The 23794-nt window shown below is 45.9% G+C and carries 18 protein-coding genes, 21 tRNA genes and 1 rRNA gene; 3 read left to right on the top strand and 37 right to left on the bottom strand.

Annotated features, from left to right (window positions below; translation table 11 throughout):
• Window positions 1-28 precede the first annotated feature (28 nt).
• A complete protein-coding gene (locus M1D69_RS05880; RefSeq protein ID WP_010331596.1) occupies window positions 29-187 on the top strand; it encodes a DUF1540 domain-containing protein in 159 nt (52 codons plus the stop codon).
• Between the two features lie 22 nt (window positions 188-209).
• Here the strand turns inward: M1D69_RS05880 and M1D69_RS05875 are convergent, their stop codons facing one another.
• The 10 genes from M1D69_RS05875 to M1D69_RS05830 form a co-directional block, all read right to left on the bottom strand.
• Window positions 210-1097 (bottom strand): metal ABC transporter permease, encoded by an 888-nt coding sequence (locus tag M1D69_RS05875; RefSeq protein WP_458104299.1) that lies wholly within the window; start codon window positions 1095-1097, stop codon window positions 210-212.
• On the bottom strand, window positions 1087-2394 hold the full coding sequence (locus M1D69_RS05870) for an iron chelate uptake ABC transporter family permease subunit (RefSeq protein ID WP_458104300.1): 1308 nt from the start codon (window positions 2392-2394) through the stop codon (window positions 1087-1089). Before M1D69_RS05870 ends, M1D69_RS05875 begins: the two co-directional genes overlap by 11 nt.
• 5 nt (window positions 2395-2399) lie before the next feature.
• Window positions 2400-3152: a metal ABC transporter ATP-binding protein gene (locus M1D69_RS05865; RefSeq protein ID WP_458106194.1), complete on the bottom strand. Its 753-nt coding sequence runs from the start codon at window positions 3150-3152 to the stop codon at window positions 2400-2402.
• A gap of 18 nt (window positions 3153-3170) precedes the next feature.
• Window positions 3171-4094, bottom strand: coding sequence for a metal ABC transporter solute-binding protein, Zn/Mn family (locus M1D69_RS05860; RefSeq protein ID WP_458104301.1), 924 nt, complete (start codon window positions 4092-4094; stop codon window positions 3171-3173).
• A 276-nt stretch (window positions 4095-4370) separates the two neighbouring features.
• Window positions 4371-5486 (bottom strand): o-succinylbenzoate synthase, encoded by a 1116-nt coding sequence (menC, locus tag M1D69_RS05855; protein WP_458104302.1) that lies wholly within the window; start codon window positions 5484-5486, stop codon window positions 4371-4373.
• Window positions 5483-6943: an o-succinylbenzoate--CoA ligase gene (locus tag M1D69_RS05850; RefSeq protein ID WP_458104303.1), complete on the bottom strand. Its 1461-nt coding sequence runs from the start codon at window positions 6941-6943 to the stop codon at window positions 5483-5485. The genes menC and M1D69_RS05850 overlap by 4 nt, the downstream gene beginning before the upstream one ends.
• A gap of 91 nt (window positions 6944-7034) precedes the next feature.
• On the bottom strand, window positions 7035-7853 hold the full coding sequence (menB, locus tag M1D69_RS05845) for a 1,4-dihydroxy-2-naphthoyl-CoA synthase (RefSeq protein ID WP_010331603.1): 819 nt from the start codon (window positions 7851-7853) through the stop codon (window positions 7035-7037).
• A 33-nt stretch (window positions 7854-7886) separates the two neighbouring features.
• A complete protein-coding gene (gene menH / locus M1D69_RS05840) occupies window positions 7887-8711 on the bottom strand; it encodes a 2-succinyl-6-hydroxy-2,4-cyclohexadiene-1-carboxylate synthase (protein WP_215510216.1) in 825 nt (274 codons plus the stop codon).
• Window positions 8699-10441, bottom strand: a complete 1743-nt coding sequence (menD, locus tag M1D69_RS05835) for a 2-succinyl-5-enolpyruvyl-6-hydroxy-3-cyclohexene-1-carboxylic-acid synthase (protein ID WP_458104304.1) — start codon at window positions 10439-10441, stop codon at window positions 8699-8701. The genes menH and menD overlap by 13 nt, the downstream gene beginning before the upstream one ends.
• Entirely contained in the window at window positions 10438-11853 is a 1416-nt protein-coding gene (locus M1D69_RS05830; protein WP_458104305.1) for an isochorismate synthase, read from the bottom strand. The genes menD and M1D69_RS05830 overlap by 4 nt, the downstream gene beginning before the upstream one ends.
• A gap of 291 nt (window positions 11854-12144) precedes the next feature.
• On the opposite strand from M1D69_RS05830, the gene M1D69_RS05825 reads away from it, so the two are divergent.
• Together M1D69_RS05825 and M1D69_RS05820 are read left to right on the top strand one after the other, a co-directional pair.
• Entirely contained in the window at window positions 12145-12864 is a 720-nt protein-coding gene (locus tag M1D69_RS05825) for a yteA family sporulation protein (protein ID WP_024122606.1), read from the top strand.
• A gap of 152 nt (window positions 12865-13016) precedes the next feature.
• Complete coding sequence (locus tag M1D69_RS05820) at window positions 13017-13484, top strand: TspO/MBR family protein (protein ID WP_458104306.1); 468 nt, start codon at window positions 13017-13019, stop codon at window positions 13482-13484.
• Window positions 13485-13513: 29 nt separating this feature from the next.
• Here M1D69_RS05820 and glgP read toward each other — a convergent pair whose 3' ends face one another.
• The 27 genes from glgP to rrf form a co-directional block, all read right to left on the bottom strand.
• Window positions 13514-15910, bottom strand: coding sequence for a glycogen phosphorylase GlgP (glgP, locus tag M1D69_RS05815; RefSeq protein WP_458104307.1), 2397 nt, complete (start codon window positions 15908-15910; stop codon window positions 13514-13516).
• Window positions 15897-17351 (bottom strand): glycogen synthase GlgA, encoded by a 1455-nt coding sequence (glgA, locus tag M1D69_RS05810; RefSeq protein WP_458104308.1) that lies wholly within the window; start codon window positions 17349-17351, stop codon window positions 15897-15899. Before glgA ends, glgP begins: the two co-directional genes overlap by 14 nt.
• Window positions 17348-18379, bottom strand: coding sequence for a glucose-1-phosphate adenylyltransferase subunit GlgD (glgD, locus tag M1D69_RS05805; RefSeq protein ID WP_458104309.1), 1032 nt, complete (start codon window positions 18377-18379; stop codon window positions 17348-17350). Before glgD ends, glgA begins: the two co-directional genes overlap by 4 nt.
• A gap of 24 nt (window positions 18380-18403) precedes the next feature.
• Window positions 18404-19546, bottom strand: a complete 1143-nt coding sequence (locus M1D69_RS05800) for a glucose-1-phosphate adenylyltransferase (RefSeq protein ID WP_458104310.1) — start codon at window positions 19544-19546, stop codon at window positions 18404-18406.
• Window positions 19543-21426 (bottom strand): 1,4-alpha-glucan branching enzyme, encoded by a 1884-nt coding sequence (glgB, locus tag M1D69_RS05795; protein WP_458104311.1) that lies wholly within the window; start codon window positions 21424-21426, stop codon window positions 19543-19545. Before glgB ends, M1D69_RS05800 begins: the two co-directional genes overlap by 4 nt.
• 231 nt (window positions 21427-21657) lie before the next feature.
• A tRNA-Glu gene (locus M1D69_RS05790) sits at window positions 21658-21729 on the bottom strand.
• A 4-nt stretch (window positions 21730-21733) separates the two neighbouring features.
• Window positions 21734-21824 (bottom strand) — tRNA-Ser (locus M1D69_RS05785).
• Between the two features lie 3 nt (window positions 21825-21827).
• A tRNA-Asn gene (locus tag M1D69_RS05780) sits at window positions 21828-21902 on the bottom strand.
• Between the two features lie 17 nt (window positions 21903-21919).
• A tRNA-Ile gene (locus M1D69_RS05775) sits at window positions 21920-21996 on the bottom strand.
• A 15-nt stretch (window positions 21997-22011) separates the two neighbouring features.
• Window positions 22012-22085 (bottom strand) — tRNA-Gly (locus M1D69_RS05770).
• A 9-nt stretch (window positions 22086-22094) separates the two neighbouring features.
• Window positions 22095-22170 (bottom strand) — tRNA-His (locus M1D69_RS05765).
• A 21-nt stretch (window positions 22171-22191) separates the two neighbouring features.
• Window positions 22192-22267 (bottom strand) — tRNA-Phe (locus tag M1D69_RS05760).
• A gap of 12 nt (window positions 22268-22279) precedes the next feature.
• Window positions 22280-22356 (bottom strand) — tRNA-Asp (locus M1D69_RS05755).
• 54 nt (window positions 22357-22410) lie between these two features.
• A tRNA-Met gene (locus tag M1D69_RS05750) sits at window positions 22411-22487 on the bottom strand.
• A 23-nt stretch (window positions 22488-22510) separates the two neighbouring features.
• Window positions 22511-22603, bottom strand: a tRNA-Ser gene (locus tag M1D69_RS05745).
• 6 nt (window positions 22604-22609) lie between these two features.
• Window positions 22610-22686, bottom strand: a tRNA-Ile gene (locus M1D69_RS05740).
• 2 nt (window positions 22687-22688) lie between these two features.
• Window positions 22689-22765, bottom strand: a tRNA-Met gene (locus M1D69_RS05735).
• 21 nt (window positions 22766-22786) lie between these two features.
• A tRNA-Ala gene (locus M1D69_RS05730) sits at window positions 22787-22859 on the bottom strand.
• Window positions 22860-22864: 5 nt separating this feature from the next.
• Window positions 22865-22941 (bottom strand) — tRNA-Pro (locus tag M1D69_RS05725).
• Between the two features lie 15 nt (window positions 22942-22956).
• Window positions 22957-23033, bottom strand: a tRNA-Arg gene (locus M1D69_RS05720).
• Between the two features lie 9 nt (window positions 23034-23042).
• A tRNA-Leu gene (locus tag M1D69_RS05715) sits at window positions 23043-23128 on the bottom strand.
• Between the two features lie 14 nt (window positions 23129-23142).
• A tRNA-Gly gene (locus M1D69_RS05710) sits at window positions 23143-23217 on the bottom strand.
• A gap of 5 nt (window positions 23218-23222) precedes the next feature.
• A tRNA-Leu gene (locus M1D69_RS05705) sits at window positions 23223-23309 on the bottom strand.
• A gap of 10 nt (window positions 23310-23319) precedes the next feature.
• A tRNA-Lys gene (locus M1D69_RS05700) sits at window positions 23320-23395 on the bottom strand.
• 37 nt (window positions 23396-23432) lie between these two features.
• Window positions 23433-23508, bottom strand: a tRNA-Thr gene (locus M1D69_RS05695).
• A 31-nt stretch (window positions 23509-23539) separates the two neighbouring features.
• A tRNA-Val gene (locus tag M1D69_RS05690) sits at window positions 23540-23615 on the bottom strand.
• 22 nt (window positions 23616-23637) lie between these two features.
• A 5S ribosomal RNA gene (gene rrf, locus M1D69_RS05685) occupies window positions 23638-23753 on the bottom strand.
• Between the last annotated feature and the right edge of the window lie 41 nt (window positions 23754-23794).

Raw genomic sequence — 23794 nt, 5'->3', positions numbered from 1 at the left:
GCTTGAACCTTTATAAGGAGGGGATGGCATGGACCAGAAAATCCTATGCGAGGTCAACAACTGTTCTTATTGGGACAAAGGCAACAGATGCACAGCCGATGCCATTTATGTTGTCAGCCATACTGGCGAGACTGCCGAAAACAGCCGGGAAACAGACTGCAAAACGTTTAAACCGCAAGATTTGTAAAAATCAAAAGAAAGAGCTGGCATCAGACAGCTCTTTCTTTTTCTGTTTTGAGCGTTCTTATCTTTTTCGTCATCACTCCGTTTGACGGCGAAAATAAAAAGGCACCTGCATAAAAAACTCCTGTCATTGCCGCCATCGCTCCGGAGATGGAAACATTGATCCATGTTGCGCAGATATAGCCCAATAGAGCTGACAGCCCTCCGATGACCGCGCTGATAATCAGCATATAAAGCAGCCGGTCCGTTAATAGATGGGCGGCAGCAGGCGGAACAATCAGCATCGCCACAACCAATATGGCGCCGACCGAATCAAAGGAGGCAACGGTCGTAAGCGACAGCATCCCCATCTGGAGGTAATGAATCAGCATGACCGGTATTCCGATGGCCAAAGCCATTTGCGGATCAAACGAAGAAATTTTGAACTCCTTATAACACACACTGACCATCGTTATATTGAAAAGCAGCACAACAACCAGCATCCAAAACGCTTTTGGCCCGATGTCCACTCCGAATACCGTGATCGTATTCCATGGCACAAAAGCGATTTCTCCCATTAATGAATGTTCAATATCGAGATGGACATTCGCTCCATATACTGATAACAAAATGACACCAACTGCAAATAAGGAGGTAAAAACAACGCCTATGGCGGCATCTGATTGAACCCCTTTGCTGTGAAGAAGCTGTACCAAAAATGCCGTTAACAGTCCCGACACGGCTGCACCGATGAACATAGGAATCCCGTCAAGGCTTTTTGTCACAAGAAAAGCACCAACAATTCCAAGCAAAACAGTATGGCTGATGGCATCGGCCAGCATTGCCATTCTCCTTAATACAAGAAATGTTCCGATCAACGCACAGCTGACACCGACTAGTATGCCCGTCACTATAATCCACGCTTCAAAGCTCATTGGCAATCTTCCCCTTCTTGATTTCAGGGTATGGCTGACGGAGCTCAGGCATCCTGCCATGCAGCTTCAAAAGTGAAAGAAGCCTATCTCTTGTAGCCTCCGGCAATCGGTCCGGCACAAAATCATCCTGATCCGCACCTGCTTTTTCTATATCCATTTCATGCATGAGGTACATTTCATACATCCGATATTTTAAAGCCGTCAGATAACCTTTTTCTATCCCAGCCTGTGTCACTTTCCAAATCCCGTTTTCAACCCGTGCAACGCACCTCTCTTTTTCCAAATCATTCAAAACTTTATGACATAATGAAGGTGAAAGCCGCCTTTTCTTTCGTATACTTTCCTCCGTTACATATATTTCCTTATGTTCATACTGCTCAAAAATCGTCAGAAGCACCTGCTCCCGGTTTGTTTTTCTACGCAGCCTTATTAATCTTATCCCTTTAGCAGCCAGTCCCCGCTTAGGTGCACAAATCATCGAAAAAAGAAAAATGATCGTTGCCGATAAAATCATCAAAGGCCCCGTCGCCATGCCCTCCATTGTTGTACTCAGCAATGTTCCGGACACGCCGCTGATCCCGCCTGTCATCCCGGCAATCACGATCATGCCCGTTAAACGCTCGGTCCAATATCTTGCGGCAATCGCGGGTGTAATGAGCATAGCTGCCATTAAGATGACACCTACAGTTTGAAGCCCTATCACAACAGCGCAGACAATAAGACAGGCCAAAAGTCCGTTTAAAAAACGTACCGGCAATCCCAATCCCTTTGCAAATGCGATATCAAAGGTGATGATTTTAAATTCCTTAAAAAAGGCAGTACAAAGCAGCAATAAAACGGCGGATACTCCCGCAATAAGAATGATATCCTGTCTGACTAATGAAGCAGCCTGGCCGAACAGAAAAGAATCAAGTCCGCTTTGGCTTCCAGACCCCAGCCGCTGAATATATGTCAGCAGTATAATACCGACGCCAAAGAACACAGAGAGAACGATCCCAATTGCCGAGTCCTCTTTTGTTTTTGAAAGCCGCGGTATCAGCTGAATCACCCACGTTCCGAGAAGCCCTGCAAGCGCCGCGCCGAGCAAAAAGAAAGGGAGCGATTTTTCTCCGGTGAACAGAAAAGCGAGACACACACCCGGCAGGGTAGAATGGGCCATCGCATCTCCGATTAAACTTTGTTTTCTAAGCAGCACAAAGCTCCCCAAAACACCGCTTGCTGCGCCGAGCAAAAGCGTCCCGGCCAACACCCACTGTGTATTCGGATGCTGGAGCTGCAGCCACAAACTTTCTATCAATGCGCTCACCCCCTATTACCTTCTGCCAGCACTTTATCTTTTAGAAATGTCAGCCTTCCTCCATACGTTTTTTGAAGGTTTTCAATCGTAAACACTTCCTCCGCCGGTCCGAAGGCGATTTTCCTTAAATGAAGCAGCAATATCCAATCGAAATAGTCTTCGGCGGTTTGCAGGTCATGGTGGACGACAAGTACGGTTTTGCCCTTATTCTTAAGCTCCGCCAAAAGAGTCATGATTGCCCGCTCCGTCGCTGCATCCACGCCGGCAAACGGTTCATCCATAAAGTAAATGTCGGCGTCCTGACAGAGTGCCCGGGCAAGGAATACCCGCTGCTGCTGGCCCCCTGACAGCTGGCTGATCTGCCTGTTCGCATAATCGAGCATGCCGACTTTTTCCAAAGCCGCTTCAGCCATTTCCGTGTCTGCCTTTTTCGGTCTTTTCAGCAAGCCGATTCGGCCGTACCTTCCCATCAGCACGACATCGAGAGCGCTGGTAGGAAAATCCCAATCAACCGAACCTCGCTGCGGCACATATCCGATTCTTGTCCGCTGTTGTTTATAAGTTTCGCCGTAAATGGAGATGTCCCCTGATGCACGGGGCACAAGACCGAGAATCGTTTTGATCAAAGTGGACTTCCCAGCGCCGTTCGGGCCGATAATACCGATTAATTTCCCTTCCGGCACCTGCAGCGAAATCTCTTGCAGAACGGGCTTTTTATCATAAGCGACTGTTACATTTTCCAGCTCAACAGGAAACATTTCTTTCACCTCTATTCCTTATTTAAGCGCTTCGGTAATCGTGTTGATATTATGGCGGAACATGCCTTCGTATGTGCCTTCTTTTGTCCCCTTTTCACCCATTGCATCCGAATAGAGCTGACCGCCGATTGACACCGAATGGCCTTTTTCTTTAGCCCCTTCCACTACGGCATTAATTGATTTTTCAGACACGCTGCTTTCTACAAAAACAGCCTTAATTTGTTTTTCTGCCAAAAGCTCAACCAGGTCCTGTACATCCTTTAAACCATAATCTGAATCTGTGCTGAGCCCCTGCAGGCCTTCTACTTTAAATCCATACTCTTTCCCAAAATACGCAAACGCATCATGAGCGGTTACAAGCACACGGCTTTTCTCCGGAATGTTCGCAATCTCCTGACGAGCCCATTTATCTAAATATTGCAAATTATCTTTGTACTCTTGTGCGTTTTTCTTAAAGTCATCCGCATGCTCAGGCACCGCTTTGCTGAATTGCTCTTCGATTTCATCAATTGCGTAAATCCATAATGGGATGCTGAACCAGACGTGAGGATCATACATCTTCCCTTTTCCCGCAGAAATAAGCTTGCTTTTCGGAATCGCTTCGGCAACCGCCGCCGCTTGTTTTTGTTCACCGATTTTACGGAGAATGTCTTCCATCTTCCCTTCGAGATGCAAGCCGCTGTACAGCACAACGTCTGCTGATGTCAATTTTCTCGTATCACCTTGTGACGCTTTGTAAAGGTGCGGGTCTACTCCCGGTCCCATTAAAGAAGTGACCTTCACATGCTTTCCGCCGATTTTTTCAGCCGCGTCCGCAATTTGGGATGTCGTTGCCGTCACTTGCAGCCGCTGATCAGAGCTTTTACCGGAAGACTCTGATCCACACCCCGTTAAAGCAAGGCATGCAAGGATCAATGCCGCTATCAGTCCTCTTTTTTTCATTTGTTCCCTCCTCTTTGTCATCGATGTCCTGTTGTTTTATCTTATGTTGTGTTTTCTTAGACATGTGACATTTAATTAGACAAAAGCATGTTTTGTTTATATAGGACAAAAAGTTTCCTTAGTGCAAAATTATCGCGTTTGTCCATTTCTGTCAAGATATTTTTCGCATAAAAAAACCGGCTGGTTCAGCAGCCGGTCAAACGAGAAGGGATGTATTCAACGCTTTTACTCTAACAGCACACTCACATTCTCTCAAATTGATAAAATGCCTTTTTCTCATCCATGCTGTGTGAAAACATCCATTTTGGTCACATATTTTCGCATGATTTCCTGATTTACTTCAACCCCTAAACCAGGCTGTTTCGACACAGAAATAAATCCGTTATCGATACGGATATCAGGGGTCACGATATCCTCATCCCAATACCTTGAAGATGACGAAATATCGCCCGGTATCGTAAATTGGGGCAAGGAAGCCAGCGCCACGTTTTGCGCTCTTGAAATGCCAGTCTCCAGCATTCCTCCGCACCAAACCGGCATATTGTGCTCCTTGCACAGATCATGGATTTTCAGAGCTTCCGTCAATCCGCCGACACGAGAAGGCTTGATATTAATGACTTTGCAGCTTCCCAGCTCAATCGCCCGTCTCGCGTCATCAGCTGAGCAAATGCTTTCATCAAGGCAAATCGCCGTTTTCATATGCTTCTGCAAGTGGCGGTGATCAACAATATCATCAGCTTGGAGCGGCTGTTCAATCATCATTAAATGATATTCGTCAAGCTCCTTTAAGCGGCTGATATCCTTGAGTTCATAAGAGGAATTCGCATCCGCCATAAGCTGGATGCCAGGAAATCGGCTGCGGATGGCTTTTACCAGTTCCACATCTTGTCCTGGCTGAATTTTAATTTTTATTCTTTGATAGCCTTCTTTTTGATAAGCTTCAATTTCTTTTAGCATATCCTCAAGAGGCGCTAAGCTGACAACGACTCCGGCAGGGACTTTGTCTCTTGTCCCTCCTAATGCCTCCGCAAGAGAAATCCCTTTCTTTTTTGCATAAATATCCCAAACAGCCGATTCAAGCCCCGCTTTTGCCATCCTGTTACCTTTATAGCGCGCCAAGCTGTCCGGCACTTCAGAGGGGTGGCTGAATTCACGTCCGACGACATTAGGAATAAAAAAATCCTTCAGCATATGCAGACAAGTGCCAATCGTTTCCTCGGTGTACCACGGTGAGGAGAATGCAGACACTTCTCCCCATCCTGTAACTCCGGATATATCGATGGCTTCCACGATCAAAAATTTGCGCTCCTGAAGCGTCTCAATACTGTTTTTGAACGGTTTTTTTAGATTCATGCTTAAATGATAAAGCGTAATTTTTTCTATTTCGATCATAACAGTTCTCCTTTACGCGCATCCTTCAGCTGATTTCGCAATAGCTTATTCGACGCATTGCGCGGCAGGCGTTCTAATACAAAGAATTTTGCCGGAACTTTATATTTCGCCAATCGTTCTTTGCAAAAAACGGTCAGTTCTTCAGCGCTGACAGACTGATGGAGCACAAGATAAGCATGAGGCACTTTTCCCCATTTTATGTCCTCCGCGCCTGAAACGCCGGCTTCTGCAACAGCCGGATGAGAAAGCAGCACAGACTCCACTTCAGCGGGATAAATATTTTCTCCGCCTGAAATGATAAGGTCTGATCGCCTGTCTAATACATATAAAAACCCTTCACTGTCCAAATAACCGAGATCGCCTGTTTTCAGCCAGCCATTTTGAAAGGATGCTTTATTTGAGCTTTCCCGGTTGAAATAGCTTTTCATGACATTCGGGCCTTTCACCATAATTTCACCGTGTTCAAACGGCTCACACGCTTTTCCGTCCCGCTCAATTTTGATTTCGCATGAAAACAGCGGTTTTCCTGCTGATCCGAGCTTTTCCATACTGAATTCCGGCGAGAGAGTAACGATTTGTGAGCACGTCTCCGTCATTCCGTATGATTGAAAGACGGGGAAGCCTTTCTCTCGGCATTCTTCCAGCAAAGGAAGCGGCGCAGGACCTCCTCCGAGCAGGATGCATCTGAGGGATGACGGGCAGCAGCTTGTTTCTGCCAAAAGACTTGCCAGCATTGTCTGCACCGCAGAAATAATCGTAACTTGATGCCTGTCGATAGAATCCAATACATCACTTACGGAAAAACGCTGGTGAAGCACGACCGTCATTCCGTAAATCACAGATTTAAATAATGCGGACAGTCCGCTGATATGAAAGAGCGGCAGCGTGATAAGCCAGCGGTCTTGTTCTGTTATACCCAAATTAAGAGCAGAAGACACCGCACTGAAATAATGATTTCCAAACGTTTGCTGAACTCCCTTGGGCTTGCCGGTTGTCCCGGAGGTATACATAAGAGTCGCCGTTGCGTCCATTTGCATGTATGGCTCAATTTCAATATCCTGTGCATCTTCTTTTACCAGTTCATCCACATTAATGGTTTCAATCATATGCTTATAATCCTGCATATCAAAACTTTCATCCGTCAATAAAAAGCGGGCGCCGGAATCCTCCAGCTGGAACAGCCTTTCATGTTTAGACAGCTTTGTATTCAGCAGCACCGCTTTTACGCCGAGCAAAAAGCACGCGTGTACGGCATATACCATCTCCGCCCGGTTTCCGAGCAGAAGAGCCGCGGTGTCCCCTTTTCGAAAAGAATGAGCGGAAAGCTGGGACGCCATTCGTTTGGATGCGGCAAATAATTCAGCAAATGTCACGGTTTGATCTCCATAAATGAGAGCGATTCTCTCAGGTGTTAGCTGTGCCCGTTGCAGGAGCCAGTTGGGCTGTTCTGTCAGCATGTCATCATCTCCGAGGTAAAATTACTTTATTGAAAAGAAAACAGCTTGGACCGCAATGGCTCAAGCTGTTCGTTTCATACGTATCTGCTGATCACGGAAAACGCGGGAATTGACCGAAATCCGGTTTGCGTTTTTCCTTAAAGGAATCACGGCCTTCTTTTGCTTCATCAGTTGTGTAGTAAAGAAGGGTTGCATCCCCTGCAAACTGCTGAATTCCAGCAAGTCCGTCTGTGTCCGCGTTAAACGCAGCTTTAAGAAAACGAAGTGCGGTCGGGCTTTTCTCAAGCATTTCTTCACACCATTTAATCGTTTCTTCTTCAAGCTGTTCTAAAGGAACAACTGTGTTGACAAGTCCCATATCCAGCGCTTCCTGCGCGTTGTACTGACGGCACAGGTACCAGATTTCACGAGCTTTTTTATGTCCTACGATTCGAGCCAGGTAGCCTGAACCGTAACCTGCGTCAAAGCTTCCCACTTTAGGGCCGGTTTGTCCGAAAATCGCATTGTCGGCAGCGATTGTCAAGTCACATACGATGTGAAGCACGTGTCCTCCGCCGATCGCATATCCGGATACCATCGCAACAACAGGTTTCGGGATGACGCGGATTAAACGCTGAAGATCCAATACGTTTAAACGCGGAATTTGGTCGTCGCCTACATAACCGCCGTGTCCGCGCACTTTTTGGTCTCCGCCAGAACAAAACGCTTTGTCTCCGGCACCGGCAAGCACGATAACGCCGATGTTTTGATCATCTCTCGCGCGAGCAAATGCATCAATCATTTCAGCAACCGTCTTAGGGGTAAACGCATTATGTACCTCAGGGCGGTTGATAGTTATTTTTGCAATACCATTATACGTTTCATACAGTATTTCATCGTATGTACGTTCAGTTTTCCATTCTACAGCCATGATATGACCTCCTCTATTTTTCATATGAACGAGTTATAAGTTTGTTAAATACTCACTCACTATTTTACCAAAAAAACGCGGCTGTTCCACATGCACTGTATGCCCTGCTTCAGGAACAATCTCTATTCTACTAGATGGAAGCTTCTTATGCACCTCTTGATTAATGGCGCAAAACTTCTCGTCCCATTCTCCGCAGATGAGAAGCACAGGCGCCGCAATATCTTTTAACCGGCTCCACCAGGAAGGCTGTGAACCGGTGCCCATACCGATTAAACTGTTGGCCAGTCCAATGTTATTGTTTCTCAGACGGCCCGACCGTATCCTTTGCCGAACGTCTTCAGCAAGCCGCTGCTGCGTCGAAAACAAAGGGATGCCTTCCCAATAGTCGACAAAGGCTTTGATCCCGTCACGCAAAATAAAATCGGCAAGCTTCCGATCCCGCAAGATTCGTTCTTTCCGTTCCCCGAGGGTTTTAAGACCGGGCGTCGTGCTTTCGAGCACAAGCGCTGATATCCGTTCAGGGTATGTCATGGCAAAGGAATATGCAAGCCTTCCCCCCATAGAATAACCAATAAGTTTCACTTTGTGAAGTTTTAAATGATCAAATATTTCGGCAAGGTCTGAAACTTGCCGGCTCGTGCTATATCTTTTTCCATTCAACGGGGCATCACTTTCTCCGTGCCCCAAGCAATCAATTTTGATGACACGGGAATCAGGCAGCAACTGGTCCAGAAAGGCCCAGGATTGTTTGCTGCCGGTAAACCCGTGCAGACAGACGATGGCATCAGAAGCATTCGGCCGATCATCTGTCACAGCATAGCGGACGCCGTCTGCAACAGTTATGTTTACAGTTCCCATTGTTTTTTCACTTCCCGCACAGCCTCATTCAGCATATCACGATGAAGCTGAACTCTTGATTGGCGATCAGTCTTGATTTCTATAATGTGAAGGCCGGGCTTATCAGCCTGCGGTGCGTATGATGCTTTAAATTCATCCCACGAAGCCGGGCATGAATACGTGCCCCCGTAAAGCTCAGCCGCATGCTTGAAATCGAGCCCGGTCGGCGTGCCGAACAAATCTTCAAAATGTGTCTTTTCAGACGCCTGCGGCAAAAATGAAAAAATCCCTCCGCCGTCATTGTTCACGAGGATCACAGTAAGCGGAATACCCAGTTTTTTAGCCGCCAGCAGCCCGTTTAAATCATGATAAAAAGACAAATCCCCGATCACAAGTGTCACAGGTGCTTTTGTTCCTTCACAAACACCCATGGCAGAAGAGACAACACCATCAATCCCATTTGCGCCACGGTTTGAATAGATACGGAAATTGCGGTCCTGATTTTCAAAAAACGTATCGACATCCCTGATTGGCATGCTGTTTCCGACAAACAGCGAGCTATTTTCAGGCACAAGATGCTGGAGGATTCGATAGAGGTTGCCCTCAAATGAAACCTCTTCACTGCTGACCGTTTGCAGATATTCACGGAAACGCTGATTCACGATCTGCCATTTTTCCAGCCATTCCGAAGTTCGACCCATTCCAGTATGCTCAGCCATGATCGCGTCGGCAAAACTAGACGGGCTGCAGTGAATCATATGTGCGCTTGCCTGTGTCGGGTCTCTCCAGCCGCCATCCTCATCAATCACAATCTGCTGAATGGCCGGGTCATCCTTCAGCCACAAAAAAACCGGCTTTGAAACAGGCATCGGTCCGAAACGGATCACGACATCAGGCCGCAGTGCTGACTTCAGCTCATCATCCTTCAAAAATGAGTCATACGCATCTATAACGGTGCTTTTATCATGGACGCCGTTCCGAAGGTTAGACAGCGGGTCAGCTAAAATTGGATAATGCAGCGCTTTTGACAGCTCCACAATTTTTTGCTGATCAGCATCACTGTGGAGTTCCCCGCAGACGATCATGCCTTTTTCGGCCTCTTTCAACATCATAGCCACGTCAGACAGAGAGTCTCGGTCAACGGATTGCGTACCCGTTTTCACTGACACGTGACGCCCAGTTCTCATTCTTTCAAACGGCTGATCAGAAAGGTCGGGCATCAGCGGCTCACGAAGAGGTACATTCACGTGCACAGGCCCCATTGGACGCTTTTGCGCTTCCCCGGCGGCACGGCCTGCCAGCGTTCGGATATATCTCAGCATATGCGGCGACTCTTCGGGAAGAGCAGAGTCTGTGAAAAACTTAACAAAGTTACCGAATAAGAAGTGCTGATTAATGGCCTGCGGTGCGCCTACTTCACGCAGCTCGTGGGGCCGATCAGCAGTTAACACTATAATCGGTACTCTTGAATAATGGGCTTCAATCACAGCCGGATAAAAGTTGGCCGCGGCTGTTCCTGATGTGCAAATCAGAAGCACGGGCCGCTGCTGTGCTTTTGCCAGCCCTAATGCAAAAAATCCAGCAGATCTTTCATCGATTTGGATATGGACGTTGATATCCGGATGCGCGGCAGCTAGAATTGCCAGCGGTGTAGATCTCGAGCCCGGACAAACGACAGCGTCTGTAATTCCGGAAAGGGCGAATTCATCAATAAAGCTTCCGATGTAATGAGTAATCGGGTTCACTGTCAACGTCTCTCACCTCCCAGTGCAGAGATCATCGGCTTTAACTTAATCTGTGTTTCTTCGTATTCCGATTGCGGTTCAGAGTCTTCCACAATGCCGCACCCGGCAAACAGGCGTGCTGTGCTGCCTTCAATCAGCCCTGAACGGATGGCAACAGCAAATTCTCCGTTATCCTGACTGTCAATCCACCCGACAGGAGCCGCATACCAGCCGCGGGACATCGGTTCGATCTCTCTAATCACTTCTACAGCTTTTTTCTGAGGTGCTCCCCCAAGCGCAGGTGTGGGATGCAGTTTCTCAATTAAGTCAAAAAGCGAAGCAGACGCGTGAAGCTGTCCGACAATCGGCGTAAATAAGTGCTGGACGCTTTTCGTTTTGTACAATACAGGTTCGTCAGGCTTTTCAACGTCAGAACAGCTTGATACAAAAGCGTTATGAATCATGCCTACAACAATATCATGCTCCAGCAGATTTTTCTCATCGTTTAATAATTCAAGGCCGATGCGGCGGTCTTCTTCTTCATCAGAGCCACGCTTTATGGAACCTGCCAGACAAGTAGACATGACAGTGTTGCCGTCTCTTTTGATCAGTCTTTCCGGGGATGCGCCGACAAAGGTTTTGCCTTCTTGTTCGATTGCAAAAACATAGCTTGTCTGCTGATCGGTCAAAAGCGTTTTAAGCACCGGTTCCATTTTGACCGGGCCGTCAAACGTGAGCAGCAGCTCTCTGGCAAGAACCACTTTATCATATTGATTCTCTTTAATCTGGCTTGTTGCCGTTTCGATTGCTTTCAGCCAATCAGACTTATCCAGCTCCTGAGATGCTGTCATCACAGCCTGATCTTCTTGATTTACATCGGGGACCATAAATTCCGCTGCAAAAGCTTTTAAGCCTTCCAAAACAGTTTCTGCATCCTCTTCTCCGCTGACCCATCTGTTGACTGTTAAAAACGAACCGTCAGCAGACATTGTCAGCATAAGCGAAGGCACAAAGAAATCCCCTTCCGAGAAATGGTCCCATTGAGCACCTCTTTCTTCGTAAGGGTCAAAGGAAAAGCCTCCGAATAAGACAGGTCCCACTGCAGAATGCTGCAGCTTTTCTTCTTCATAAATATGAAAAGCCGTCTTTTTAAAGCGCTCCCATTGTTCAAAAACCTCGCGATACCGCTCGTCGTTTTTTTGATTCGTCTGGAAAACAGCTTCTTTGCCAAGACCGACTATTGTCAATTCACTTTCAGGTTCTGACCAAAAAAATCGATTGCCTGTATATTTTTTTGCTCCGTAATTGAAAAATGATAGAGGGTCAAGAGACTTAATTTGTCTCGAATAGCTTATTAAGACAGCATGGTTGACTTCTTTGGCTTTATGTAATGCATGTAGAACTTCCTTTCGGAACGTACGCTGCACCGTTGTCACCATGAGACATTCCTCCATAATTCTTAAAATGCTTTTAATACCATACACCTGTGTCTACATTGTGTCAAATACACAGATCATGCAGTCCAAATGGCCTGCCTTACCTATTATAAACCTAATTGCAGAAATGAAAAAGAAACAAACCTTAAATTTCTTTCTCCACTGATAGCAAAGCTTGTATCCGCTTACCATATAAGGAAAATCCCCTATATTCCTCCACAAGAGATTTATGAAAGTTCTCAGGCGATCTGTCCATACTAAAGGTATGCATTACAGAGAAACGAGGCGATCATATTGCTTACAAACGAACAGCTTCAGCATTTAAAAAAGGAACTTGAACAAACGAAAGAAGATATATTGAACCGCTTCAAAGACAATGACCATTTTCAGCTCAATTCCGCTTTTCCATATGATTCGTGGGGTGAGCTTTCTGCTTATGACAACCACCCAGGCGATCAGGCGACAGAGCTTTATGAGCGCGAAAAAGACATTGCTCTTGATTTGCATGAACGGGAGCATCTCCGGGACATTGAGCATTCATTAAAGGCGATAGAAAACGGCACATACGGGATTTGTGAGGTCAGCGGAAAGGAAATTCCTTATGAACGCCTAGAAGCGCTTCCGACTGCTACAACGCTCGCGGAATATTCATCCCAGGATGTTGTTTCCAAAGACCGTCCGATCGAAGAAGAAACACCTTTCGGGCAATTTGAATTTGACGATGATGAAGAAATCAGAGCGCCTTACGACAGTGAAGATTCCTATCAGGACGTTGAAAAATACGGAAACTCGGAAACACCGCAGGACATGGAAAATCCGCCGCTTAGCTATGATGATATGACGATGAATGCCGAAGAAAATATCGGCAATACAGAATCATATGAGAATTTCATTGCCACAGATATTACAGGCAAAGAAATTACAGTGTATCCAAGCAGGGCGCATGAACGTTATGAGGAAGAGCTGGATGAAGAAGGCATCATGACGACGTTTGGCGATCTCCATGCAGATTGAACCCCCAGGCAAAGGGGGTTCTCTTTTTTGTTTTCATAAATGACCGCATTACAGCAGCTCTCTACATCATCTCCCCCGCATATCAGGGGTTTGATCTATCCAAGATAAAGGGTAAAGCTACATGTAAAATAAATACATACCGGAGGGAAATAATGAAAAAGATGTTCGGCGCAATCGTAGTTTTTATCATTACATACGCACTGTTTTCAGCCGCAGACTATCTATTTCCGATCGACCAAAATTGGTATCATTCACTAAAAAAGCCAGACTGGACGCCAAGCGGGTCAACGATCGGCATCATCTGGGCCGTCCTGTTTGCACTGATTTCTCTTTCAGCTGCCATTGTTTTTGCCAAATGTTCATTTAAAAAAGCCAAAAGCTTTTGGCTGGCGTTTTTAATCAATTATGTGCTTAATCAGGCATTCAGTTATTTTCAGTTCACGCAAAAGAATCTCCTTGCCGCATCCATTGACTGCCTGCTTGTCGCCATAACAGCGCTGGTTGTAATCATCATTGCAAAAGTATACAGCAGGGCCGCAAGCTGGTTTCTTGTGCCTTATTTTTTATGGAGTGTCTTTGCAACTGGCTTATCCTTTACCATCTATTCAATGAACCTTTGAACAAAAAAGCCGCTCAAACAGCGGCTTTTTTACACCATCGGCTTAATTCTCCAAATGTGTTTCGCATATTCGTGAATCGTCCGGTCGCTTGAAAAATAACCTGAATGGGCAATGTTTAAAATCGAACGCTCTGACCATTTTCGCCGATCTTGATAATCGGCTTGAATACGCTCCTGGGCATCCGCGTATGAACTGAAATCCTTCAATACAAAATACTCGTCATTGTGCGGCAGCAGCGAATCATAGATGGATTCAAATTCATCGGCTTCACCTTCAAAAAAACCGTTGATCAGCTGATCCGCTACCTGCCTGATTCTGCGGTCATGCTGATAATACTCCCTTGATCTGTAGCCTCCGTTTTCCTGGTAGGAAAGAACGTCATCCGCTTTCAAACCAAATGTGTAAACACAATCAGCCCCGACCCGTTGCAGAATTTCAATATTCGCCCCGTCATGCGTGCCGATTGTCAGCGCGCCATTCATCATAAACTTCATATTACCTGTACCGGACGCTTCCTTGCTTGCAGTCGAAATTTGTTCACTTACATCTGATGCAGGAAAAATCTGCTCCGCCATAGAGACCCTGTAATTTTCTAAAAAAACCACCTTGAGCAGCTGCCTCACCGCCGGGTCATAATTTACCTTCTCTGCAACGGAATGAATCAGTTTAATGATTTTCTTCGCGTAATGATAGCTTGGTGAAGCCTTTGCTCCGAAAATAAAGGTTTGCGGATAAATAGAAAATCCCGAATCTTCCTTCAGGCGGTTATACAAATACATAATATGAAGAACATTCAGCAGCTGCCGTTTATACGCATGAAGCCGTTTCACCTGTACGTCAAATATGCTGTCCGGATTTACAGCCACTCCGGCCGTGCAAAAAATCAGATCAGCAAGCTCTTGCTTTTTTCTGCTTTTGTTGTTTTGGAACTGCTCAATAAAAGCGGGATCAGCAGCGTACGGTTCCAGCCGAATCAAGGATTCCGGCTGTTTTATCCATTCATCGCCTATCGCATCCGTTATTATCGCGGACAAGCCGGGATTGGCTTTTAACAGCCAGCGCCTATGGGCAATTCCATTTGTTTTATTGTTAAACCGATTCGGAAACATCACATGAAAATGACGCATCTCCCGTTCCTTTAAAATGTCGGAGTGAATTTTGGCAACTCCGTTTACACTGTAGCTTCCCACTATTGCGAGATGAGCCATTTTGACAACACCGTGCGCCGTAATCGCCATATCCTCTATCCTTTTCCAGTCACCGGGATACTTCTCCCAAACCGCTCTGCAAAACCTCTCATTAATCTCTTCAATAATCATATACATTCGCGGGAGCAATGGCTTAAATAAATGAATCGGCCATTTTTCAAGCGCTTCTGACAGTGTCGTATGATTCGTATAGGAAATTGTATGTACTGTGATATGCCAGGCATCTTCCCAGCTCATGTTTTCTTCATCAAGCAAAATCCGCATCAGTTCAGGCACAGCAAGTGCAGGATGGGTGTCATTAATATGAATGCTTACTTTTTTATGCAAGCCATATAATGATTGATTCGTTTTGCGGTAATTGTTCACAATGCTTTTTAAACTAGCACAAACTAAAAAATACTGCTGCTTCAGCCGTAATATCTTACCCTCGTCATGCGTGTCATCAGGGTATAAAAATTCAGATACAGCTTCTGTTTCCCGTTTATAAGACAAAATATTGCCGCCGTGATAATGCGCATAAGGCTCGGCGTTCCAAAGCCTTAATGTGTTGACTGTGCCCGTATCGTATCCGATGATCGGGATATCATAAGGAACGGCGGTAATGATTGTTGCTTGCTCATGACGAAAATGCAGACGGCCGTTTTTTTCAATCATATGCACCTCGCCCCAAAACGGCACGTCAACCGCTTGATCAGCATTTCTTACTTCCCACACATTTCCGTTTTTCAGCCATTGCTCAGGCAGCTCAACCTGATGCCCGTCAACAATTTTTTGTTCAAATAAGCCATGCTTATAGCGAATCCCCATCCCATGCCCAGGCAAGTTTAACGAAGCCAGAGAATCTAAGAAACAAGCTGCCAATCGCCCCAGACCGCCATTCCCAAGCCCTGCATCACTCTCCATATAGAGGATCTCGTCTAAACTGATGCCGATCTCTTTCAGACCCGCTTCCACTACATCCCGAATACCGAGATTCATTAAATTTTGTTCAAGGAGCTGTCCGAGAAGAAATTCAATCGACAAATAATATGTCTGCTTTCCGGAATTGGACCTGCTTCTTTCATTTGTCTGGATCCAATCAGCGCTGATGTACTCTCTGATCATATTGCCTAAGGTTTTATATTGATCAAGCCTGGAAGAGTCCTTAAAGCTTTTCCCGCACGTCATTTCCAGACGCTTTAAAAATAAGGCTGCAAAGCGTTCTTTACTCGAGAACATCCCGTCCACTCCTTGTCACATGCTCGAAAATGCGCTGATACTGTTTGGCTGATTGTTTCCAGCTATAATCTGCATTCATTGCGGTCTTCATGATGCTCTTCCATACATCCTTTTGGCGATAAAACGACAGCGCCCTCTCGATCGTAAATTTCAGATCGTGAGCATTAAAGGCTGAGAACGTAAAACCGTTGCCTATGCCCTCTTCCTCCCGGTAGGAACGGACAGTGTCATAGAGCCCGCCTGTTTCTCTGACAACCGGAATAGCGCCATATTGAAGCGCGATCATCTGCCCCAGACCGCACGGCTCAAATTTCGACGGCATCAGAAACAAATCCGAGCCCGCATAAATCTGATGGGCAAGCGGCTCATCAAACCCAATATACGCCCTGCATTTATCGTGAAATGCAAATTCAATGTACCGGAAGTAATCCTCAAATTCCCGCTCCCCCGTACCGAGCACAATCAGCTGTATGTCTCTCTCCCCCAGCAGCTCATGCATCATTCTCTTAACAAGATCAAGCCCCTTCTGTTTGGTCAGCCTTGTTACCATACTGATCAGCGGAATATCTTTTCGTTCTGGAAGGCCCATCCGCCGCTGGAGCTTCGTTTTATTTTCTTCCTTTAAATCAAGACGTTCAGGGTCGTAATGCATCTCAATATACGGATCGCTCTCTGTCTGATATAAAGAGTCATCAATACCGTTTAAGATCCCTGTTAAATCTTTTTCCCTATGCTGCAAAACTGGCTCAAGCTGCTCGCCGTAATACGGCGTTAAAATTTCATTTCTATAAGTCGGGCTCACCGTTGTTACATGATCAGCAGCGAGAATCCCTGCTTTCATAAAATTAACAAATCCATTGCATTCTAATCTTTCATAATGAAAATGACTCATGTCCAGACCGAGCAAGTCATGTGTCACCTCAGGCGGGAATATACCTTGAAACTGCAAGTTATGGATCGTGAGCACACTTTTCATCTGCTCATAAAAAGGGCGCTTGCTGTATTCCTCTTTCAACAAGTAATTGACCATCGCTGTATGCCAGTCATGAGTATGAATGATATCGGCTTGAAAATTCACTGCTTCTGCCGCTTCCAGCACAGATCTTGAAAAATAAGCAAACCGCTCCCCATCATCAAAATGCCCGTACAGGGAATCCCTTGAAAAATAATATTTATTGTCGATAAAATAATAATTCACACCATCTTCAGCCAAATGTTCAATCCCGCAATATTGCTGACGCCAGCCAACAGCAACCGTACATTCAGCTGTTTTCTTCAAACGCTTTTTCCAGGGATCAGGAATTTGACTGTATTTCGGCATGATCACCGCTACGTCGTTCCCAAGACGAGAAAGCACTTTGGGCAGCGCGCCTGCCACATCGGCCAGGCCGCCTGATTTTACAAACGGGGTACATTCTGAGACAGCAAATAACACCTTCAAGAATTCATCAGCTCTCCTTGCACCAAACCTTTTTTTAACACGAGCGGCTGCTCCTCCGTTCCCGCAGCTTCAGTTGTATTGCCGATTTTGACATCTTTATCAGCAATCACCTGCTCCAGCAAACAATCCTCACCAATCTGCGTTTTTTGCATAATAATGCAGTTTTTCAGCTTTGTGCCTTTCCCGACATGCACCGCCCTGAACAAAATGCAGTTTTCGACCTCTCCCTCAAGCACACAGCCATTTGCCACTAAAGAATTTCTAACAGTGCTGTTCTTCCCGTATTTCGTTGGGGGCTCATCCTTCACTTTTGTATAAATCGGCTGCTGAGGCAAAAACACCTGCTGCCAAAAACGTGGCTGAATAAGCTCCATACTGTGGGTATAATACTTTTCTACAGAATCAATAACAGCTGCATACCCCGAATATTCATATGGGCAAATGGTCAATGCGGAGGCTTCCTTTTCAATAACCTCCTGAATGGTTCTGTATCCTTTTTCAATATGTCCGTAGATCAGATCCTTCAAGAGTTTAGAAGACATGATATAGATTTGCAGCGACTGACCGTCCTGAAAGACCTCGGTAATGTCACAGCCCGCCTCCTGATGTCTTTTCAGCACGTATTGAAATTGAATGTTGCATACAGTATGGCTGTTGGTGATGACTGCATATTGCTGTGTGCTTCTATGAAAGTAATCAAGATGATCAGAAAATTGGCGAAATGAACCGAATTCATTATACTCATCATGCAAATGCGGTGACGGAAAAAAAAAGAGGCCGTCCTTTTTTCGGTGTAAATCCCATTCCTTCCCTGCTCCAAGATGGTCCATAAGAGACCGGTAGCGATATTTCGGAAAAATCGCCACACTCCTAATGTCTGCATTCACCATATTGGACAGCATAAAATCTATCAAACGGTATCTGCCAGCAAAAGGAATCGCACCAAGCGACCGCTGTGCGGTTAAATCCTGAAGAGAATGCTTATATGTGGTTTCATCTATAACTCCTAACATTTGATTATTGATCAACTGATTCTGCCTCCTCTTCAGTAATTAAATCAATTCTTTCTCTACAAATTCCTCCGAAACAAGCAGCACCTCCTGAATGTCTTTTTCAGATTTAATCACTGCGCCACCCGGAAGCACTAAGCCCTTGGGCACGATAGCATTCTCAATCACGACATGCTCACCGATTGTCACATCCGGCATAATCACTGAACGCTTGACCGTTGCGTGCTTACCGACGGTGACACCTTGAAAAAGAACGGAGTGAGACACATTCCCATAAACAACACACCCCTCATTCACAAGTGAGTCATGAACCTGCGCCTCAGGCGAAATAAATTGCGGAGGCTGATTCGGATTGACAGAGTAAATCTTCCAATTGCGTTCAAACAGCCTCAGCTCAGACTCGTCTTTCAGCAAATCCATATTGGCTTCCCATAAGCTCTGCACCGTGCCGACATCCTTCCAATATCCTTTAAACGGATATGCGGAAAGCTTCTTTTTCTCCTCCAAAAGCAAAGGAATGATATCTTTGCCGAAGTCATGGCTTGAATACGGATTCCGGTCATCCATCTCAAGGTATTGCTTCAAGAGCGGCCAATTGAAAATATAAATACCCATGGATGCCAAATTGCTCTTTGGAAATTTAGGCTTTTCATCAAAATGTGTGATGATCCCGTCTTCATTTGTCTTCATGATGCCGAATCGGCTCGCTTCTTCCCATCCCACTTCAATCACGGAGATGGTCACATCCGCTTTCTTTTCAATATGAAAATCAAGCATTTTGCCATAGTCCATTTTATAAATGTGATCGCCTGATAAGATCAGCACATACTCAGGATCGTACTGGTTCAGGTAATTGAGATTTTCATAAATTGCGCTAGCCGTCCCTTTATACCACTTCACTTCGGATGACTCGGCATAAGGAGGCAATACCGTAACGCCGCCATTGTGCCTGTCAAGGTCCCATGCACTGCCAATGCCAATATAGGAATTCAGCTCCAGCGGCTGATATTGCGTTAAGATGCCTACTGTGTCTATGCCTGAATTCGAGCAGTTGCTGAGCGTAAAATCAATAATCCTGTATTTTCCCCCAAAAGATACAGCCGGTTTTGCCATATGTTTTGTTAATCCGCTGAGACGGCTGCCCTTCCCGCCGGCAAGGAGCATAGCCACACATTGTTTTTTCATTCATTTATCTCTCCTCTTTTTTTCACCGCCCGCATAATTGAAATGCCATAAGGGGGGATTGTCATTGTGATATAGCACGGTTTGTGATGAACAGCTCCAGGTTTGGCTGCCAACGGCTTTTTATTTAATTGACCTGAGCCCCCATATTTTTCATTGTCACTGTTCAACACTTCGATATATTGGGTAAGAAAGGGAACGCCAACATCGTATTGATGATAGACCGAGGGTGTAAAATTACATAAGATGATAAGCGCCTCACCGTGCCGTCTGCCATACCGAATAAAAGAAAAGATGGATTGCTCCTCATTGTGGACATCAATCCATTCAAATGATTGAGCACGATGGTCATTTTCATAAAGGATTTTGCTTTTTTGATAAAAGCGGAGAAGATCTTGAGTAAAAACACTTGCTTTTTGATGCATGGGGAAGGAGTTCAAAAACCAATCAAGCTGTTCTGTATCTTTCCATTCATCGAATTGAGCAAATTCCGATCCCATAAAAATGAGTTTTTTTCCGGGATGAGCCGTCATATAACCGAGTAAAAGCCGATATTGGGAAAATTTCTGCCAATAGTCGCCAGGCATTTTATGAAGAAGTGATTTTTTTCCATACACGACTTCATCATGAGAAAATGGCAATACAAAATGTTCACTAAACGCATAAAGCAAGGAAAAAGACACAAGCTGATGGCAGTGCCGCCTTTGTTCAGCAGGCGTCTCCATGTATTTCAGCACATCATTCATCCAGCCCATATTCCATTTAAAATGAAAGCCGAGTCCTCCTTCCTCAACAGAACCTGTTACTTGAGGCCATTCGGTGGAATCTTCCGCTATCATCATGACATGCGGATATGCCTCCCGCATTGTTTGATTAAGCTTTTTTAAAAATTCAACTGCATAGAGATTCGTATGGCGTTCATCCTGATTTGGCCAATACAGCATATTAGCCACGGCATCGACCCTAAAACCATCTATATGATAGAATTCCGCCCAGTACAACGCATTAGAAATTAAAAAACTATGAACTTCCGGTTTTCCTAAATCAAAGTTAGCGGTGCCCCACAGCCAGTTCTCCCTGTCACGCTCTTCTTGATATTCGTAAAGAGGCGCTCCATCAAACATATAAAGCCCATGCGAATCTTTACAAAAATGTCCGGGGACCCAATCAAGTATGACGCCGATGTTTGCCTGATGGCATTCATCAACAAACCTCATCAAATCATGTGGCGTGCCAAATCGGCTTGTCGGGCTGTAATACCCCGTTGCTTGATAACCCCAGGAACGATCGTACGGATGTTCATAAACGGGCAGCAGCTCGATATGGGTAAATCCCTGCTCTTTGATATAAGGAATAAGAGACTGGCCTAATTCTTCATAGGAGTAAAGCGTGCCATCGGGATGCTTCTTCCATGAACCAAGATGAAGCTCATAAATAAAAACCGGCTTTTCATATATCGTTTTAGCTTTCTGCTTCTTCTGCCACTTTTGATCATGCCAGCTGTACCCTGCAAGATCGTAAGTAAGAGACGCCGTATTCGGTCTTACTTCTGAATAAAAAGCATACGGGTCTGCCTTCAGCATGGTCTCTCCGCTATTTGTCACGATTTCATACTTATATCGTTCCTCTTCTTTCAAACCTGGAACAAATAACGTCCAAATGCCATGAGCATTAACTTTCTGCATAACATGAAGCTCACCTGACCAACTGTTAAAATCTCCAGCCACTCGAACTTCTGACGCATGAGGCGCCCACACACAAAATTCATACCCGCTTTGGCCATTCAGCTCGCGATTATGCGAGCCAAACAGCTGATAGCTTTTAAACAGACTGCCTTCGTGAAAAAGATAAACATCATGTGCTGTTGGGCTGGCAGCGGCCATGTAATCATCCTTTCTGACATCATAGTTTTCATTTATATTATTTATTCGTAGAAATAAAAAAAAGCCCTTTCTAGAAAGCGCTTATATTTATTGACATAAAACTTCATTTTCTGAAGAAAAACAAAAGATTTGGAGTTTTTTGTTGTAAATTTGATATAGAATAAAAAACAAAATCAGATGCATATCATTTAGAAAACAAAAAAACCTTGCAGGATATGCAAGGTTTCAGGATGACCCGTACGGGATTCGAACCCGTGTTACCGCCGTGAAAGGGCGGTGTCTTAACCGCTTGACCAACGGGCCGTCATGGCGGAGAAGGAGGGATTTGAACCCTCGCGCCGCTTACACGACCTACACCCTTAGCAGGGGCGCCTCTTCAGCCACTTGAGTACTTCTCCATATGGCTCCACAGGCAGGATTCGAACCTGCGACCGATCGGTTAACAGCCGATAGCTCTACCACTGAGCTACTGTGGAACGTAAAAGTCATGGTATGGTGGGCCTGAATGGACTCGAACCATCGACCTCACGCTTATCAGGCGTGCGCTCTAACCAGCTGAGCTACAGGCCCATGACGATATAGAAATGGAGCGGGTGATGGGAATCGAACCCACGACATCAGCTTGGAAGGCTGAGGTTTTACCACTAAACTACACCCGCAATTTTATTTGGGGCGATTGATGGGAATCGAACCCACGAATGCCAGAGCCACAATCTGGTGCGTTAACCACTTCGCCACAACCGCCAAAATATATATATTTGTAAATGGTGGCTCGGGACGGAATCGAACCGCCGACACACGGATTTTCAGTCCGTTGCTCTACCAACTGAGCTACCGAGCCTTATTATTTAAATGGCGGTCCGGACGGGACTCGAACCCGCGACCTCCTGCGTGACAGGCAGGCATTCTAACCAACTGAACTACCGGACCATTTTAATTTGTTGCACCCATCGGGCACTCCTTATTTAAAAGGATATATTTGTTTGGTTGCGGGGGCAGGATTTGAACCTGCGACCTTCGGGTTATGAGCCCGACGAGCTACCGAACTGCTCCACCCCGCGATGATAAAATGTAAGAATATATATGGCGGAGGAAGAGGGATTCGAACCCCCGCGGGCTTTGACACCCCTGTCGGTTTTCAAGACCGATCCCTTCAGCCAGACTTGGGTATTCCTCCGTATTGTGGTGGACCTTGTAGGACTCGAACCTACGACCGGACGGTTATGAGCCGTCTGCTCTAACCAACTGAGCTAAAGGTCCTTTGGTAGCGGCGGAGGGGATCGAACCCCCGACCTCACGGGTATGAACCGTACGCTCTAGCCAGCTGAGCTACACCGCCAAATCATATATTGAAATCAAGTGGAGCCTAGCGGGATCGAACCGCTGACCTCCTGCGTGCAAAGCAGGCGCTCTCCCAGCTGAGCTAAGGCCCCAAGAATGGTCGGGAAGACAGGATTCGAACCTGCGACCCCATGGTCCCAAACCATGTGCTCTACCAAGCTGAGCTACTTCCCGATTTCATGTAGATCATGGCGCGCCCGAGAGGAGTCGAACCCCTAACCTTTTGATCCGTAGTCAAACGCTCTATCCAATTGAGCTACGGGCGCAAATTATAATGCCGAGGGCCGGACTTGAACCGGCACGGTAGTCACCTACCGCAGGATTTTAAGTCCTGTGTGTCTGCCAATTCCACCACCCCGGCGTGGATGGTATAGTTGGAGCGGAAGACGGGATTCGAACCCGCGACCCCCACCTTGGCAAGGTGGTGTTCTACCACTGAACTACTTCCGCAGAAATGGTGCGGATGAAGGGACTTGAACCCCCACGTCTGTAAAGACACTAGAGCCTGATTCTAGCGCGTCTGCCAATTCCGCCACATCCGCAACATATAAATGGTGAGCCATGAAGGACTCGAACCTTCGACCCTCTGATTAAAAGTCAGATGCTCTACCAACTGAGCTAATGGCTCTTCTTACAAGAGACTTGAATATTATAACATATAAAAGTGGTGCCGGCAAGAGGACTTGAACCCCCAACCTACTGATTACAAGTCAGTTGCTCTACCAATTGAGCTACACCGGCTCATATGTAAACATATTATGTATAGTAAGAATGGTGGAGGATGACGGGCTCGAACCGCCGACCCTCTGCTTGTAAGGCAGATGCTCTCCCAGCTGAGCTAATCCTCCATAATTGCACTACCGTGCAACTGCTTGGCGGCGTCCTACTCTCACAGGGGGAAACCCCCGACTACCATCGGCGCTGAAGAGCTTAACTTCCGTGTTCGGCATGGGAACGGGTGTGACCTCTTCGCTATCGCCACCAAACAATTTGAGAGTGTTCTCTCAAAACTAGATAACAGGTGTGA

The organism is Bacillus sp. PK3-037 (genome assembly GCF_054161355.1).
The sequence above is the reverse complement of the archived record's forward strand: the minus strand, read 5'-3'. Positions and strand labels throughout refer to the sequence as shown.